The sequence below is a fragment of the Ammoniphilus sp. CFH 90114 genome (assembly GCF_004123195.1).
Lineage (GTDB): Bacteria > Bacillota > Bacilli > Aneurinibacillales > RAOX-1 > YIM-78166.
Map to the genome: position 1 here is coordinate 22,632 of NZ_SDLI01000001.1, position 16,830 is coordinate 39,461.

20 protein-coding genes are annotated in these 16,830 nt (G+C 42.5%); 17 read left to right on the forward strand and 3 right to left on the reverse strand.

Annotated elements, in window-relative coordinates:
* The 6 genes from sdhA to EIZ39_RS00130 all read left to right on the forward strand — a co-directional run bounded on the left by sdhA (nt 1) and on the right by EIZ39_RS00130 (nt 4,115).
* On the forward strand, nt 1-1,755 hold the full coding sequence (gene sdhA / locus EIZ39_RS00105; protein WP_129196186.1) for a succinate dehydrogenase flavoprotein subunit: 1,755 nt from the start codon (nt 1-3) through the stop codon (nt 1,753-1,755).
* Nucleotides 1,755-2,504: a succinate dehydrogenase iron-sulfur subunit gene (sdhB, locus tag EIZ39_RS00110; protein ID WP_129196188.1), complete on the forward strand. Its 750-nt coding sequence runs from the start codon at nt 1,755-1,757 to the stop codon at nt 2,502-2,504. The genes sdhA and sdhB overlap by 1 nt, the downstream gene beginning before the upstream one ends.
* Nucleotides 2,505-2,613: 109 nt before the next feature.
* Nucleotides 2,614-3,003, forward strand: coding sequence for a hypothetical protein (locus tag EIZ39_RS00115; RefSeq protein WP_164984820.1), 390 nt, complete (start codon nt 2,614-2,616; stop codon nt 3,001-3,003).
* A 12-nt stretch (nt 3,004-3,015) separates the two neighbouring features.
* Nucleotides 3,016-3,366 carry a sulfite exporter TauE/SafE family protein gene (locus EIZ39_RS00120; protein WP_205668495.1) on the forward strand — a complete coding sequence of 117 codons (351 nt, stop codon included), beginning with the start codon at nt 3,016-3,018 and terminating at the stop codon, nt 3,364-3,366.
* Nucleotides 3,363-3,761, forward strand: coding sequence for a sulfite exporter TauE/SafE family protein (locus EIZ39_RS00125; RefSeq protein WP_129196194.1), 399 nt, complete (start codon nt 3,363-3,365; stop codon nt 3,759-3,761). The genes EIZ39_RS00120 and EIZ39_RS00125 overlap by 4 nt, the downstream gene beginning before the upstream one ends.
* A gap of 123 nt (nt 3,762-3,884) precedes the next feature.
* On the forward strand, nt 3,885-4,115 hold the full coding sequence (locus tag EIZ39_RS00130) for a helix-turn-helix domain-containing protein (protein WP_129197863.1): 231 nt from the start codon (nt 3,885-3,887) through the stop codon (nt 4,113-4,115).
* A gap of 141 nt (nt 4,116-4,256) precedes the next feature.
* Here the strand turns inward: EIZ39_RS00130 and EIZ39_RS27045 are convergent, their stop codons facing one another.
* From EIZ39_RS27045 to EIZ39_RS00145, 3 genes are all read right to left on the reverse strand, one after another.
* Nucleotides 4,257-4,595 (reverse strand): hypothetical protein, encoded by a 339-nt coding sequence (locus EIZ39_RS27045; protein ID WP_205668496.1) that lies wholly within the window; start codon nt 4,593-4,595, stop codon nt 4,257-4,259.
* Between the two features lie 110 nt (nt 4,596-4,705).
* Nucleotides 4,706-5,047, reverse strand: coding sequence for a hypothetical protein (locus EIZ39_RS00140; protein ID WP_129196196.1), 342 nt, complete (start codon nt 5,045-5,047; stop codon nt 4,706-4,708).
* A gap of 158 nt (nt 5,048-5,205) precedes the next feature.
* Nucleotides 5,206-5,433, reverse strand: a complete 228-nt coding sequence (locus EIZ39_RS00145; RefSeq protein ID WP_129196198.1) for a hypothetical protein — start codon at nt 5,431-5,433, stop codon at nt 5,206-5,208.
* 262 nt (nt 5,434-5,695) lie between these two features.
* Here EIZ39_RS00145 and EIZ39_RS00150 point away from each other — a divergent pair, with 262 nt between their 5' ends.
* The 11 genes from EIZ39_RS00150 (at nt 5,696) to clpX (ending at nt 16,759) form a co-directional block, all read left to right on the forward strand.
* On the forward strand, nt 5,696-5,956 hold the full coding sequence (locus EIZ39_RS00150) for a metal-sensitive transcriptional regulator (RefSeq protein WP_129196200.1): 261 nt from the start codon (nt 5,696-5,698) through the stop codon (nt 5,954-5,956).
* A gap of 57 nt (nt 5,957-6,013) precedes the next feature.
* A complete protein-coding gene (trxB, locus tag EIZ39_RS00155) occupies nt 6,014-6,961 on the forward strand; it encodes a thioredoxin-disulfide reductase (RefSeq protein ID WP_129196202.1) in 948 nt (315 codons plus the stop codon).
* A 146-nt stretch (nt 6,962-7,107) separates the two neighbouring features.
* Nucleotides 7,108-8,682, forward strand: a complete 1,575-nt coding sequence (locus EIZ39_RS00160; protein ID WP_164984821.1) for a putative polysaccharide biosynthesis protein — start codon at nt 7,108-7,110, stop codon at nt 8,680-8,682.
* 60 nt (nt 8,683-8,742) lie between these two features.
* Complete coding sequence (gene racE, locus EIZ39_RS00165; RefSeq protein WP_129196206.1) at nt 8,743-9,579, forward strand: glutamate racemase; 837 nt, start codon at nt 8,743-8,745, stop codon at nt 9,577-9,579.
* A gap of 60 nt (nt 9,580-9,639) precedes the next feature.
* A complete protein-coding gene (locus EIZ39_RS00170) occupies nt 9,640-10,713 on the forward strand; it encodes a GerMN domain-containing protein (protein WP_129196208.1) in 1,074 nt (357 codons plus the stop codon).
* Nucleotides 10,714-10,843: 130 nt separating this feature from the next.
* The gene (gene rph, locus EIZ39_RS00175) at nt 10,844-11,587 is read left to right on the forward strand and encodes a ribonuclease PH (RefSeq protein WP_129196210.1); all 744 of its coding nucleotides are present in this window, start codon (nt 10,844-10,846) and stop codon (nt 11,585-11,587) included.
* Nucleotides 11,588-11,591: 4 nt separating this feature from the next.
* The gene (locus EIZ39_RS00180) at nt 11,592-12,188 is read left to right on the forward strand and encodes an XTP/dITP diphosphatase (RefSeq protein ID WP_129196212.1); all 597 of its coding nucleotides are present in this window, start codon (nt 11,592-11,594) and stop codon (nt 12,186-12,188) included.
* A gap of 66 nt (nt 12,189-12,254) precedes the next feature.
* Complete coding sequence (locus EIZ39_RS00185) at nt 12,255-13,337, forward strand: tetratricopeptide repeat protein (protein WP_129196214.1); 1,083 nt, start codon at nt 12,255-12,257, stop codon at nt 13,335-13,337.
* A gap of 165 nt (nt 13,338-13,502) precedes the next feature.
* Entirely contained in the window at nt 13,503-14,795 is a 1,293-nt protein-coding gene (gene tig / locus EIZ39_RS00190; protein WP_129196216.1) for a trigger factor, read from the forward strand.
* 96 nt (nt 14,796-14,891) lie between these two features.
* Nucleotides 14,892-15,482, forward strand: a complete 591-nt coding sequence (clpP, locus tag EIZ39_RS00195; RefSeq protein ID WP_129196218.1) for an ATP-dependent Clp endopeptidase proteolytic subunit ClpP — start codon at nt 14,892-14,894, stop codon at nt 15,480-15,482.
* 11 nt (nt 15,483-15,493) lie between these two features.
* Nucleotides 15,494-16,759: an ATP-dependent protease ATP-binding subunit ClpX gene (gene clpX, locus EIZ39_RS00200; RefSeq protein ID WP_129196220.1), complete on the forward strand. Its 1,266-nt coding sequence runs from the start codon at nt 15,494-15,496 to the stop codon at nt 16,757-16,759.
* Nucleotides 16,760-16,830 lie beyond the last annotated feature (71 nt).

A 16,830-nucleotide genomic window follows, 5' to 3' on the forward strand; every position in this document is an offset into this window, starting at 1 on the left:
ATGAGTAAAGTCATAGTTGTTGGTGGTGGATTAGCAGGTTTAATGGCCACCATTAAAAGTGCAGAAGCTGGTGTTCCAGTTGATTTATTTTCTTTAGTTCCTGTTAAACGTTCCCACTCCGTATGTGCCCAAGGGGGAATCAACGGAGCGGTTAATACAAAAGGAGAAGGAGATTCTCCTTACGAGCATTTTGATGATACGATTTATGGTGGGGACTTCTTAGCAAACCAACCACCTGTTAAAGCAATGTGTGATGCTGCTCCAGGAATTATCTATATGTTTGACCGTATGGGAGTAATGTTTAACCGTACACCTGAGGGGTTAATTGACTTCCGTCGTTTCGGAGGAACCAAGCATCACCGTACGGCGTTCTCTGGTGCGACAACAGGTCAGCAATTGCTTTACGCTTTAGATGAGCAAGTTCGTCGTCACGAAGTGAATGGATTAGTTACAAAGTATGAGCACTGGGAATTTACTTCTATTGTTCAAGATGAAGAGGGAACCTGTCGCGGAATCGTCGCTCAGAACCTTCGTACAATGGAATTGAAGACTTTCCCAGCGGATGCGGTAATTCTCGCAACGGGGGGACCTGGAATTATCTTTGGTAAATCCACTAACTCTGTTATCAATACAGGAACAGCGGCATCTGCGGTTTACCAGCAAGGTGCATACTATGCAAACGGTGAGTTCATCCAGATTCACCCAACGGCTATCCCAGGAGATGATAAGCTTCGATTGATGAGTGAATCGGCTCGTGGTGAAGGTGGACGTGTATGGACTTATAAGGATGGTAAGCCTTGGTATTTCCTAGAGGAAAAATATCCTGCGTACGGAAACCTCGTACCTCGTGATATTGCGACTCGTGAGATCTTCCATGTGTGCGTAGACCAGAAGCTTGGTATTAACGGAGAAAACATGGTTTACTTGGATCTATCTCATAAGGATCCACGTGAATTGGATATCAAACTTGGCGGTATCATTGAGATTTACGAGAAGTTCATGGGTGAAGACCCTCGTAAAGTTCCAATGAAAATCTTCCCGGCGGTACACTATTCTATGGGTGGTCTATGGGTTGATTATGATCAACAAACCAACATTAAAGGATTGTTTGCAGCAGGTGAGAGTGACTATTCTCAGCATGGTGCGAACCGCTTAGGAGCTAACTCCTTGCTATCTGCTGTATTTGGCGGTATGGTGGCTGGACCTAAGGCTGTTGAGTACATCAAGGGCTTGAGCAAGTCTGCTGCAGATGTATCTAGCAAGTTCTTTGACCAGCAATTGAAGAAGGATCAACAACAATACGACAACATCATGAAGATGGATGGAAGCGAAAACGCCTATATGATCCATAAGGAACTAGGTGAATGGATGCTTGATAACGTAACTGTTGTTCGTTTCAATGATCGATTGAAGAAAACAGATGACAAGATCCTTGAATTAATGGAGCGTTATAAGAAAATTAATGTTAGCGACAGTGCAAAGTACAGCAACCAAGCTGCTTCCTTTACACGTCAGCTATGGAATATGTTAGAGCTAGCACGCGTAATCACCATCGGTGCTCTTAACCGTAACGAAAGCCGTGGAGCTCACTACAAGCCGGAATTCCCTGAACGTAACGATGATCAGTTTATGAAGACCACGATGGCTGCCTGGAGTTCTGAAGGACCTAAGTTCCATTATGACGATATCGACGTTTCCCTCATTGCTCCTCGTAAGCGTGATTATACGACCGATAAGAAGGGAGCGAAGAAGTAATGGCAGATAAAATGGTAAGCTTTGTCATCACTCGTCAAGACGGCCCAGAAGGAAAACCGTACAATGAGGAATTTACAATTCCTTATCGCCCTAACATGAATGTAATCAGTGCCTTAATGGAAATTCAACGTAACCCTAAGAATGCTAAAGGGGAAAGCGTAGCACCTGTAGTATGGGAATCCAACTGCTTAGAGGAAGTATGCGGCGCTTGCTCCATGGTTATTAATGGGAAGCCAAGACAAGCTTGTACAGCTTTAGTAGATAAACTAGAGCAACCTGTTCGTCTAGCCCCTATGAGCACCTTCCCGGTTGAGCGTGACTTAATCATCAACCGTCACCGTATGTTTGATGCCTTGAAGCGTGTTAAGGCCTGGATTCCGATTGATGGAACGTATGACCTTGGGCCTGGACCTCGTATGCCTGAAGCCGAGCGTCAATGGGCCTATGAGCTTTCTAAGTGTATGACATGCGGAGTATGTATGGAAGCTTGCCCGAATGTTAACGATAAATCTCCATTTATTGGACCATTTGCTGTTTCTCAAGTTCGTCTGTTCAATGAGCATCCTACAGGAAAGATGAATGCTCATGAGCGTTTGGAAGGATTAATGGGAGATGGTGGGGTAACAGATTGCGGTAACTCTCAGAACTGCGTTCAATCCTGCCCTAAGGGCATTCCTTTAACCACTTCCATTGCCGCAATGAACCGAGCTACAACCTTACACAGTATTAAGAAGTTCTTTGGTTCTTAATAGACAATTTCTAAGACTGTCCCAAGTCGTATGGGGCGGTCTTTTTTTTGCGTTTTGTGTATCGTTTGAATGGGGATAATTCATACTACGGGGAGGGATGTGAAATCATATGTTTTTTCATGGAATTCAAATGCGTTATTTAATAAAACAGTTTCCTTTTCTTAATCCCAATGCACATGTGAGTTCCAAGCATAGGGATCAACTTAAGGATCGCATTCACCTTATTGAGAGATTCGGATTGGAGCCTGTCCATTTGTTAGAGAACAGTCCTGATTATCCAATAAGAAAGTGTTTAAAGGAGTGCTTTTCCTTTGGGGATGTCGTACTCGCTTTTCAAGAGCTTTCTTCACCTATTTTACAATTAAGCAAACATGAGCTTGGGGTTACTTATTTAGATGTACGCCATTGCGATTATGTCTTTGTATTAGAGAAGAAATGGTTAGACTTTTTTAAAGAGGTACAACTAAATAAGCCTATTTTTGTTGTTAATGATAATTGAGGGTGATCTCTGTTGAATTGGTCAAAAAAATTAGGGATTGGTTTTCTGACTGGGTTAATCAATGGTCTTATTGGAGTGGGTGGAACACTCTTAGTACCGGCATTAATTCATGTTCTAGGAACAGATAGAAGGATTGCTCATGGAACGTCGCTAGCCATTATACTTCCGACTTCGATCATTAGTATTATCATCTATAGTTTATCGGGAGCCATGCCTTTTAATGTAAGCTTATATATCTCTATAGGGGGACTTTTAGGCGGTTACGTGGGAGCAAGGCTGCTGAGGAAGATTTCCGTACTCTGGCTTAAGCGGATCTTTTCTTTGCTAATGATTATTGCAGGGATAAGGATGATATGGCCATGAATGAATCGTTCTACTTGTTTGCTATTTTAGGGTTACTGATGGGTGTGCTTTCTGGGCTAGGTTTAGGAGGAGGCAAGCTATTAATTCCTGCTCTTGTCCTTTTTACTTCAATAGGCCAAGCCGAAGCGCAGGGGGCAACCTTATTATCTTTTGTTCCCATTTCAATCGTAGCTATTTTAACTCATATGAAGGAGCGAAATATTGATTGGTCACTAGTGGGCTGGGTTGTTATAGGGGCTATAGGAGGATCGCTACTAGGATCCATGATGGCCATGGGACCTTTATTGCCTTATCTTCGTATCGTTTTTGGAATTTTTCTTATCGGCTTAGGCATTTTTGAGCTTCTCGTTAAAGACAGGGTGAAGAAAAAGATGAACCGTACCCAGACCACTTGAATATACTGTAGGCGCAGGCCCAATCCCGCAGGAGTCCGCACCGCCAACCATGCCCAGTCATAGTATATTGTGACTGTATCCTTAGCCTTGTTATTGAGCCCGTAGCAAGGAGGGGTGGCACTATTGAAGGGAAACGACCAGAAAGCGAAGCCGTTACTAACTAATCGGGAACGAGAAGTATTCGAGCTATTAGTGCAAGACAGAACAACAAAGGAAATTGCAAAGCAACTGTTTATCAGTGAGAAAACGGTGCGTAATCACATTAGTAATGTGATGCAAAAGCTAGGCGTCAAAGGAAGGGCGCAAGCCGTCGTTGAACTCTTAAAATGCGGAGAATTAAGCTTTCCTGAGTAGCCTGATCTTAAATGAAGGTCGTTTACATCACAAACGGTTGTTGGTTGGTAGTTAAGGACCCCATTCCATAACCCTGTCGATAAGGCAGGGGATTTTTCTTTTTATTTATAAAAAGAGGAGAGACGAATAGAATGTCTCTCCTTAAACCTTATCTACTTGTTCTTTAATGAATTGGTCGTTGAGTACGTTATAGGCGTTTTCCAGTCCTAAATGTGGGCTAGGTTCATCCATCATCCTAGCTTCATGCAAGTCCAAGTTATTGGAAGGGGAATTATGGTGTTGCATAGGATCTGTTGTATTTTCTGCCTCACTCCGCATTCCTGAAGCCGATTGGCGCATTTGATCTACGAGGTCCAATACTGTAGAAGTACCCTTAGCGGCTAGTTTTCGTGTTGCCTGTCTAGCTTCTGGGGATAGGGCTAAGATAACGGATGCAGCGGTAATGACCATGCCAATAGGCGATTTAACGAACTTAAGCATTTAATTAGCACTCCTTCCAGAGTAGGTTGCTTTTACTTTACGCAATAAGCTAGAAAATAATCCCCATAGGGCACTGCACGGGATGCGGATCATTTGTTTGTGTGTTGCATTTATGTATCCGAGGTTTGACTAGAACAAATCCTATCGATCTCTTCTTGAAGAGATGGAACCCTCTCTATAAGCGCTTCAAGCGAGGGGACGGAAGAATCCAAACTAATGAATTGTAATTTTTGATCTCTGAAAAAGGCGAGCAATGCTAAAGGTGTGATTCCACCACTTCCACCTCCCCCATAATAACAACCTGTGATTTGAGAATGAACCTTTAAGACAGGCAATAAAATGACCGAGGAGAGAACTTGAACAGTTTTACCGATAAGAATTTCTTCCCTGGCTAACTCATTCATGCTCTCGAGAATTCTTCGAACTTGACCTTCCAAGGAAAGGTTTTTCATATGATCACGTCCTTTAATCTTACACCCCCAATTATTTCCTAAAGGCGCTTAATTTATGTCGGCTTCTTGAATAATAATGAGTGATTTGATTTGAGTGCCTGTTTTAATACAGAAAAAAGGATCTCCTCTATTCCAGAAGAGGAGATCCTTTTTTTGTATTATGAAACAAAGAAGTCTTGATAACACATATTCATCTCTTGCCAAATAGGGGAATCACTAGCGACATCTATGTCTAATTCCTCAAAAATCTCCAGCAGTGTCGTGCATAGTAAATATCTTTCCGAAGGATCTTTTTCTCTCTTAATCCGTGTTAGAAGATGTTCTGCTTCGACTTTCATTCTCTCCCGGAAAAGAATTTCTCCATTGGCATTCACTGAAATCCTCACTCCCAGCTCCTCATTTTGTCACTATTATAACAAGGTTTACTACATTTTGCTTTCTGTTATATAACAAAAAATCAAGAAGTTAAGCGATTACAAATTGGTCATTCTTTGTTTTTCACCGTTATACTTATTATTTTGATTCATATGTGTTTTTTGACTATACATGAGCAGTGAGAGATAAAGACATGTAAAACACCTGTTTAAGTATGAATAATTAGAGTATAATATTATACGTGTATATGTATGAAAAATGAGGTGATATATCATGGATTACTCAGATGAGATAAAAAATAGGCTCAAGAGAATGGAAGGGCAAGTAAGAGGGATTTTACGCATGATGGAAGAGGATAAACATTGTAAGGATGTAGTAAGTCAACTATCTGCAGTACGGAATGCAGCAGATAAAGCTATAGCGACCATCGTAGCGGCAAATCTAGAGAAGTGCATTTTGGAAGAACAGGCGATTGGAAGAGATTCGAGCAAGTTGGTTAAGGAAGCTATCGAGCTATTGGTTAAAAGTAGATAACTTACAGAATAATAACTTTGTCGTGCATTAATACTAAAGCTTTAAAGGAGTGTTTGTATGAACAAAGTGGTTATTATTGGAACAGGTCCCGCTGGACTGACAGCAGCCATCTATTTAGCTCGTGCAAATATGAATCCTCTAGTCATTGAGGGCCAACAGCCTGGTGGACAACTTACATTGACGACAGAGGTTGAGAATTTTCCAGGGTTTCCAGAGGGGATTATGGGTCCGGAACTCATGGATAATATGCGTAAGCAAGCTGAACGATTTGGTGCAGAATTTAAAACAGGTTGGGTAAAGCAGGTCGATTTCTCAAAGCAACCCTTTAAGTTAACCGTTGAAGGTATGGGCGAAATTGAATCACAATCCCTTATTATCTCAACCGGGGCGTCAGCAAAGCTACTAAACATTCCTAGGGAAAAGGAAAATATGGGCAGAGGGGTAAGCACCTGTGCGACCTGTGATGGTTTCTTTTTTCGGAATAAAAAAATCATTGTGGTGGGCGGAGGTGACTCTGCTATGGAAGAAGCCAACTTTCTCACCAAGTTTGCGAGTGAGGTAAGGGTTGTTCACCGACGTGAAGAACTCCGGGCTTCTAAGATCATGCAAGATCGGGCTAGGAGCAATCCGAAGGTAAGTTGGAGTCTGAATTGCACTCCCTTAGAGGTGGTGGCCGGTGACTCCGGCTTGGCAGGTCTTAAGGTCAAAAACAATGAAACTGGCAAGGAAGAGATGATTGAAACCAATGGTGTTTTCGTTGCTATTGGACATTCACCTAATACGGGCTTCTTGCAAGGTGCTCTTAAAGTCGATGAATTGGGTTATATTGAGGTTAAGCCAGGTACGACTGAAACAAATATACCCGGCGTATTTGCATGCGGTGATGTGCAGGACCATAAATACCGACAAGCCATTACCGCAGCGGGCTCAGGTTGTATGGCCGCCTTGGAGTGTGAACGTTATCTAGACGGAAATGCAGTGCATGATTGGAGTCAAAGTTTGTAAATGAATATAAGCAATATGAGGTAATAGGTCCTACGGTAGAGAGTAGGGCTTTTTTCTTTTTATCGACCATATAGACTAGGGCTCTACAAGGATTAGTTATGCTATAATGAGCTTTAGTTTTTAAAAAGAGAGGATCGGAAATTAAGGTGTCCAATTCATCGTTTATTAGAGGAGCCATTGCACTGAGTGCTGCTGCGTTTATCTCTAAACTTCTTGGCTTATTTTATGTTATTCCATTAAAGCACTTTGCCGGCGATGTTGGGCTAGCCTTATATCAAGCCGTTTTTCCCATCTACAATACCTTACTCATTTTGTCCGTATCGGGAATTCCCATCGCCATGTCGAAGTTAATTTCTGAAGAATTAGCGAATGGCCGCACCATGGAGACTATCCGTATCACCAGGAGCGCTTGTTTGTTGATGATTGTTGTTGCTGGCGTAGGGTTTATAGGCCTCTACCAAGGTGCTGATATCTTGGCCGGGTGGATTGGGAATAGGGATACGAAGTATTCCATTCAAGCCTTGGCTATGGCGATGTTGCTTGTTCCTTTTGTTGCTGTTCTTAGAGGTTATTTTTATGGCTATCAACGGATGAAGATTGGGGCAGTCTCTCAAGTCATCGAACAGTTAGTTAGAGTAAGTCTAATGATTGGGTTTGTCTACTGGTTAGTAATGGAGGGAAGAGAGATGGCTGTGGTTGCAGCCGGGGCGGCATGGGGAAGTTTCTTTGGACTAGCAGTATCCTTACTCTTTCTTCTTATAATCTATCTTTCTACGCGAGAAAAAACTAGGGGAATTAAAAAACCTAGCACCTCCTGGAAGGGAGAATATAGCTGGAAGCTGATTAAAATTGCTGTTCCTGTTAGCCTCAGCACTCTTATGTTACCTCTACTTGGCATGGTGGATTCCATGTCTATTATTAATTTACTCAAGTCTTCTGGATTATCTGTTGCATCCTCAACCACAGAATTCGGTTTATATAGTAGAGGGGTACCAATTGTTCAATTCTCGGCTTTCTATGCGACAGGTTTGGCCGTTGCCGTGGTTCCTGCTTTAGCTTCTGAATTATCGGTGGAAGCTCAGGGTCGTAAGATCTACCAAACTCTAAAGATTACCTTTCTTATCGGCGCACCTGCTAGCGTCGGAATGATGATGATTGCAGAGCCTCTAAACGTGTTGTTTTATGGGAATAGTCAGGGAAGTGAAGCTTTAATTGTTCTTGCTGCATCTACTTTCTTTTTGTCCTTGTCTATCACTACGTCGGGCTTACTTCAAGGACTTGGGAAGCCTATATGGCCAGCTATTATTTTATTAATAGGCATCGTGGTTAAAGTAGTAGGAAATACCTTACTGGTTCCTCGCTATGGAATTATTGGAGCTGCTTACTCTACTTTGTTTACGTATGGCTGTATATCGCTTCTTTGCCTTCAAGCTGTAATTCGGGTTCATGCTCGTCCTCTCATCCCTGGGAAGCAAGTAGGGAAGTGGCTTGCCCCCTCTGTTAGTATGGGCTTAATAGTAGCCATCGCAATGGCCGAGTTTATCAAGTTTGTCCCTGTTATGGAAAGCCATCGATTGTTTTCGCTTTATGAAGTTGTAACCCTTCTTATTGTAGGTTTCATTAGTTATGGAATAGGGCTGTTATTCTTTCATGTCATTACTTGGAGGCAATTGTTGGATTTCTGGCAAGGTCGAGTATTGGGAAGGCATGGAAAGGAGTAGAGTTTCTCTTCATGATGAATATGATATACCACATATTTATGAAAAAAGGATGAAGAGAACGTGGATAAAGCTATAGGTGTAATAGATTCAGGAGTGGGAGGCTTAACTGTTGTCAGAGAAATTATGAGGCAGCTGCCACAAGAGAGGGTCTTCTATTTTGGGGATACGGCTCGCTGTCCATATGGCCCACGGTCAACAGATGAGGTTCGTACCTTTACCTTACAGATGGTTTCATATTTATTACGACAAAAAATTAAAGCGTTAGTAATTGCTTGTAACACAGCAACTGCTGTTGTTTTTGATGAAATTATGCAACATGCCCCGATTCCAGTCATCGGAGTTATTGATCCGGGGGCTAGAACGGCGATCAAAGAAACGAAATCAGGTGTAATCGGGGTTATTGGGACTGTTGGGACAATAAGAAGTCGTGCCTATGAAAAAGCATTAAAAAGGATTGCGCCTGACGTAGAGGTGTACAGTTATGCTTGTCCTGATTTTGTGCCTTTAGTAGAGTCAGGGATACCGGACCCTGCCGCTGCATTAGAAATTGTAAAAAACTCCTTGCAGCCCTTAACTACAACGTCGATTGACACCTTAATTTTAGGGTGTACCCATTATCCGCTGCTCGCTGATGTAATTGCTCAGGTTATGGGAAAAGAAGTCAAGCTGATTAATTCAGCTAAAGAAACAGCTAGAGAATTAAGTTCCGTCTTACATTATCGCAAGTTATTTACGGAAAACAGCGAGAATGTGCCACCAACTCATAAATTTTTTGTTAGTGGTTCTTCCTCCGTCATGAAGGTGATTGCGCAGAGTTTTCTGCATGTCCCTTTAGATCTTCAACAAGTGGATGTAAGCAACGAAAAAGTTTGTACCATTTCTTGGACAAAAACTTAGTCTAAAACTCCTCAAGGCTCGTATACATATACTACAAAAACCTTGAGGAGGGAAACGAATATGTCACGGAAATGGTTGGTCTCCTTGTCCCTAACAACGACTGCTATATTATTATCAGGTTGCGGATTGTTCGGTCCGGAACAAACGGTTGGACCACAGCCGATTGATCCGCCCCATATGAGTCAAACGGGACCTGTAGGGGATAGCAAAGAAGTAACGCTTAATCTTAACCCTGAGCAAGGCCAAGCTTCCGATACCACGGCCGAAGCAGCTCAAATGATCGCAATGCCAGTCTATATGATGGATCCAGACGGTTATGTTGTTCCTATCTCACTTCAACTTCCGAAAGCAGAGGGAGCAGCTAAGCAGGTCTTAAGCCATATGGTTAAGGGTGGTCCTGTAGAATTGATGAAGCCGGAAGGGTTCACGCCCTTGATTCCCGAGGGTACAAAAATTCTTGGGATGACAATTAAAGATGGGGTAGCAACTATTGATTTTTCACCTGAATTCAAGAACTATGAGGCCAAGAATGAGCAGAAACTCATTGATGCCATTACCTTTGCTCTCACGTCCTTCGATACCATTAAAGAAGTAAATATCTGGATTAATGGGTATCCCCAAGATGTGATGCCTGTGAATGGTACACCCATTTCCTCGTTGACCCGTGAAAACGGGATCAACGTGGAACTTGCTAACAATGTACAAGTAGGGAACACCACTCCTATTACCCTGTATTTCCAAGGAGAAACCGCGGATAACGCGCCCTATTATGTTCCAGTGACTCGCCTGATTCCTAGGACTGACAATAAAGCCATGGCGACGCTCGAACAGCTTATCCAAGGTCCTAAAGATGGGACAAATCTCTTCTCGTCCATCCTACCTACTACAAAGGTATTAGACGTGAAGATGGAAAATGGGGTTGCTGTCGTAAATTTTGATGATAAACTACTTAGCTATAATGATGGTAAAGCCAATCCGATGGCCATGGAGTCCATTCTTCTGTCTCTGACGGAGAATGCTGAGGTTGGAGCGGTTCAGTTTATGGTAAATGGACAAATGAATGTAATGGCTGGAGAAAAGGACTACAGTAATCCGGTATCTAGACCGATTGAGCTGAATCCGCGTAAATGGTAAGAGGTGATTAGAACACCTCTTTTCTTTTTGTCTTGAACAAATCTTGATAATTTCCAAGGTCTTTTGGGGATGATATTAACGGTGGAAGATATGTTATAATTAACCAGTATTCGTGAGGAGGGGTAAAATCATGCGTATAGATGAACGCGGATCGGATCAACTAAGAACCATAAAAATGACGAAAGATTACATATTACATGCTGAAGGTTCCGTATTAATTGAAGTAGGCAATACTAAAGTGATTTGTACCGCTACAATTGAGGATAAAGTTCCTCCCTTTATGAGGAATCAAGGCAAAGGATGGATTACAGCAGAATATTCCATGTTGCCAAGAGCAACAGAGACAAGAAATATTAGAGAGTCTAGCAAAGGGAAGTTAAGCGGCAGAACCATGGAGATTCAGAGACTCATTGGGCGAGCACTTCGTTCTGTTGTCGACTTGGATAGACTTGGTGAAAAAACAATCTGGTTAGATTGTGATGTTATTCAAGCTGATGGAGGAACGAGGACGGCTTCTATTACAGGCGCCTTCGTTGCTATGGCAGATGCCCTTGGAAAGCTGAAAGAAAAGAACGGCTGGAGTCGTCTTCCAATCCGTGACTTTTTAGCGGCAACCAGTGTGGGAATGGTCAATAGTAATTTAATTCTTGATTTGAATTATGTAGAAGACTCAAGTGCAGAAGTCGATATGAACATCGTAATGACAGGCAAGGGACAATTTGTTGAAGTTCAAGGTACGGGAGAAGAGAGTCCGTTCACTTATGAACAACTGCAGGGATTGCTGGAGCTTGGTAAAAAGGGTGTAGAGGACCTAATACGTTATCAGAAAGAGGCTCTTGGAGAAGTAGCGGCTTTGATTGGGACGGAGGAGTAAGTCTGTGCAAAAGCAGTTAGTGTTAGCCACCCGCAATAAGGGAAAGGTTCAAGAACTTAAGGCTATGCTTGCCGGTTATGATATTGAGGTTATGGGACTAGATCAATTCCTTAACTGCCCTGAGGTGGAGGAAGATCAGGACACTTTTGAAGGGAATGCGATTAAAAAAGCCCAAACGATTGCGGAGTTTCTTCAGGTTCCAGCTTTAGCAGATGATTCAGGATTAGAAGTTGATGCGCTGCAAGGCAGGCCTGGTGTATATTCAGCAAGATTTGCTGGAGTGGACGCAACGGATGAGGACAACAATCGCAAGCTTTTAGAGTTGATGCAGGGAGTGCCAACTGGAGAACGCAGTGGACGTTTTCGATGTGTACTTGCTTTGGCTGTGCCTGGGCAGGCCACGGCAACCTGGCACGGAACTTGTGAAGGAAAGATCGGGATTACGCCCCGAGGAACAGGTGGATTTGGCTATGATCCCTTGTTTTTCCTACCAATTGAGGGAAAGACGATGGCCGAATTTACGAAAGAGGAAAAGAGTAAGATTAGTCACCGCGGTATGGCTATGAGAAAAATGATGGTCGAGATCGCCGGTCTTATGTGATTGAAACGATAAAGGAAAGCCAGTGCGGTGGCTTTCCTTTATGCACTTACTTTAAGAGGAGATGTTATGGTAAATAAGAAACAGGGAAATGTAGTCCTGTTTCCCCAGCTTCTTGAAAGGCATCTAGAGATAGCAATGGAAGCTAGGGAACAGGGAAACTTCCAATTAGCAAGGACCCATCTAGAGCAGGCGCATGAGCTTGAACCAGATGATACGTCCGTGCTATTTGGTCTTATGGTGACTTATTTTGAACTGGGAATGTATAGAGAGGCTGAGAGGATAGCGGAGCAGATTCTTGACTCAAATAAGGGAGAGTTTAGCGAAGTCATGCATCTATATGTCCTCGCTCTCGTTCAGCAAGAGAAATATGATCAAGTATGTGATGTGCTTGAGCCTTTGCTAGATCATCCATTAGTGCCAGACTATTTGCAAAAAGAGTTTACGGAAATACTCCAAACTTGTCAGCTTCTTCGAGGAACAATACAAGAAGAAGAAACGGGCTCTCTGTTAAGAAAGTCTATTGAAGAAAAGCTAAGATCAGATCCCGACTACCTGAATTTGCTGATTAATGACCTTCTTGGGGGAGAAGTAGAGAAACAACTACAAGCCATAGAGCAACTGAAATTTTCAGGTCATCCAGAAGCGATACGGGCTATCTTGCAGCTTCTCACTCAAGATGAGGCCGATCCTGTTTTGAAAACGTTAAGTCTCTATGCGTTAAAGGAACTAGGATGGGCGGAAACTGTATCGTTAAATAAGTTTGGACAATGGTTTAGTGTTGACTTAGCTCAATTGCCCGAAAAAAATCGTTTCGGTAACCAGGAGCAAAGAGTGATGGAGATTGTGGCTGAGATAGTAGCAGATAAAGATCCAAGCTTGCTCTCTTTCGCCTTGCAATTATGGGTAGAATACATGTATGCTTGTTATCCAAAGCCTCCTTTGACAGGCAAAGTAGAAGGCTGGGCTGGCGCCTTGCATTTTGTTACCACTGTTTTGCTTGGTCAAGTCGTATCCAAACAGGAGCTGGCAAGCTTGTATTCCGTATCGGTTTCTACTCTAACAAAAAATTACAAGGTTATAAGCGAATTTCTAAAATTTGGGACTCAAGATCGTAAAGCTATACATAAATTACCTCTTGATGGGGTGTAAATGAGCGGTTGAACTGCTATAAGTTTATGATATATAATGTAGTGGTTATAATCATAATAATTGCGATCCAACCGAATAATTCAATATGTTGATTATTTTGGATGTACATAAGATCTAATCCATAAGTGAGGATCCGTACCAAAAATCAGGAGGAGAAAGCATAAAATGAAAGCGAATTGGGAAAAACTTGAAAATAACCAAGGTGTTTTAACCATCGAGGTAGAGCAAGCGCAAGTGGAAGAAGCTGTAGATCAAGCTTTTAAGAAAGTTGTAAAGCAAGTTAACCTTCCAGGATTCCGCAAGGGCAAAGTACCTCGCAAAATTTTTGAATCCCGTTTTGGTGTAGAATCTTTATATCAAGATGCACTTGAAATTCTTTTCCCTACTGTTTACGGACAAGCTGTTCGTGAAACAGGAATTAACCCGGTTGATCGTCCAGAAGTAGATGTAGACCAAATGGGTAAAGGACAGAACTGGGTAATCAAGGCTACTGTAACCGTTAAGCCTGAAGTACAACTTGGTGATTACAAGGGAATCGCTATCGAAGCGAAGGAATTCCCTGTAACAGATGAAGAGGTAACTGCAGAATTAACAAAAATGCAAGAAAGAAGTGCTGAATTGAACGTCATCGAAGAAGGAGAAGTTGCTAGCGGAGACTTTGCTATCATCGACTTCGAAGGATTCGTTGATGGGGTAGCTTTCGAAGGCGGTAAGGGCGAAAACTACAACCTCGAGATCGGATCTAACACGTTCATTCCAGGATTTGAAGAGCAAATTGTTGGCTTGAAGAAAGATGAAGAGAAAGATGTTGTTGTAACTTTCCCAGAAGATTATCATTCCGCTGACCTAGCTGGTAAAGAAGCAACATTCAAAGTGAAAGTAAACGAAATTAAGCGTAAGTCTCTTCCTGCTCTAGATGATGAGTTCGCTAAAGATGTAAGCGAGTTTGAAACTTTGGACGAATTGAAAGCAGACATCAAGAATAAACTGGAAAAGAAAGCAGAAGAAGATAAAGAAAACTATGAGCGTCAAGCTATCATCGAGAAAGTTGCAGAGAACGCAACGATCGACATCCCTGAGATTATGATTGAGTCCGAAGTTGACCACATGATGAAGGATTTTGAACAACGCTTGAGCTATCAAGGAATTAACCTTGACTTATACTATCAATTCTCTGGTCTAGATGAAGAGAAGCTAAGAGAGCAAATGAAGGAAGAGGCATCTAATCGAGTGCGTAACTCCCTAACTCTAGAAGCAATCTCTAAAGCAGAGAACGTAGAAGTAACAGATGAAGAAGTAGAAGAAGAAATCAATAGCTTAGCTGATATGTATAAGCGTCCTGCTGAAGAGATTCGCCAATTCTTTGCTGGAAGAGATCAAATGGAAGGCATTAAGAATGACATCCGCATCCGCAAGACGATTGACTTGCTAGTTGAATTGAATAAGCAGGCAGCTTAAGGCTTTTATGTTGAAGAAAAACAAGGCACGAAGAATCTCGTGCCTTGTTTTTCCAAAAATGATACAATAGAAAGAAAGGGAAGGGGGAATATCCTTATGCCTTTTATACCTATGGTTATTGAGACGACTAATCGGGGAGAGCGTGCTTACGATATCTATTCCCGACTGCTGAAGGACCGAATCATCTTTTTGGGCAGCGAAATTGATGATGATGTGGCTAATGCGGTTGTCGCTCAGTTACTGTTTCTTGCAGCCGAAGATCCAGACAAAGATATCCACTTATACATAAACTCACCCGGCGGTTCTGTGACTGCTGGCATGGCGATCTATGATACCATGCAATTTATTAAACCTAATGTGTCAACGATTTGCATAGGGCTTGCGGCAAGCATGGGTGCATTTCTTCTTGCGGCAGGTGAAAAGGGTAAGCGTTATTCTCTTCCTAATAGTGAAATCATGATCCATCAGCCATTAGGTGGTGTGAGGGGCCAGGCAAGTGATATCAAAATCCACGCCGAATGGATCTTAAAGACAAAGAGACAGCTTAACGAGATACTAGCTGAGAAAACAGGTCAACCTTTGGAAAAAGTGGAGCGAGATACCGATCGAGATAACTTTATGGGTGCACTGGAAGCGAAAGAGTATGGAATCATCGACGAAGTGATCACCCGTAAAGACCAAGCCTAAGGGGTGATTTCATGTTTAAATTTAACGACGAAAAAGGCCAACTAAAGTGTTCATTTTGCGGGAAGTCCCAGGATCAGGTTCGAAAGCTAGTAGCGGGTCCGGGAGTATATATTTGTGATGAATGTATTGAATTATGTACTGAGATTGTTGAAGAAGAGCTAGGGACGGAAGAGGAAATTGACCTTAAGGAAATTCCGAAGCCGAACGAGATCAAGAAATTCTTAGACGACTATGTCATCGGCCAAGATGAAGCGAAGAAAACCATGGCTGTTGCCGTATATAATCACTATAAGCGGATTAATACAGGAGCTAAGGTAGATGACGTTGAGTTATCTAAGAGTAATATCTTGATGCTGGGGCCTACCGGTAGTGGTAAGACCTTGATTGCCCAGACTCTGGCTCGTATCTTGAATGTGCCTTTTGCAATTGCTGATGCCACTTCATTAACTGAAGCAGGGTATGTTGGTGAAGATGTAGAGAATATTCTACTTAAACTCATTCAAGCTTCAGACTACGATGTAGAGAAAGCAGAGCGCGGTATCATCTATATCGATGAGATTGACAAGGTCGCAAGAAAATCTGAGAATCCTTCGATCACGAGAGATGTATCTGGTGAAGGGGTTCAGCAAGCTTTATTGAAGATTCTTGAAGGTACAGTAGCGAGCGTTCCTCCTCAAGGTGGACGTAAGCATCCTCATCAGGAGTTCATACAAATTGATACTTCTAATATCTTATTTATCTGCGGTGGAGCTTTTGATGGGATTGAACAGATCATTAAGCGCCGTGTGGGCAAGAAGGTCATTGGATTTGGTGCAGAAGGCGTCGATGGCAAACGTGATCTGAAGCCGGGTGAATACTTGAAGATGGCTCTTCCAGAGGATCTGCTTAAGTTTGGACTAATTCCAGAATTCGTGGGTCGTCTGCCTGTGATGTCTTCCCTAGAGCCTCTTGATGAAGATGCCCTGATTCAGATTCTAACAGAGCCTAAGAATGCTCTAGTCAAGCAATACCAGAAGCTTCTTGAGATGGACGGGGTGGAACTCGAGTTTACTGAGGGTGCTCTTAAGCAAATCTCGAAGGAAGCTATTAAGCGTAATACAGGTGCACGTGGATTGCGTTCGATCATTGAAGGCATTATGCTAGATGTCATGTATGATCTGCCTTCTCGTGATGATATTGTGAAGTGTGTGATTACGGAAGAGACCGTACGTGATAAATCGGAACCGAACATGTACACAGAGCAAGGATTAATTGAAAAGCCTAAAGAAAGTGCCTAAACTTTCTTAGAAAGAGGCTGACTCATAAGGGGTCGGACTCCCACAACTGAACTATATCTAGTTGAATTGGA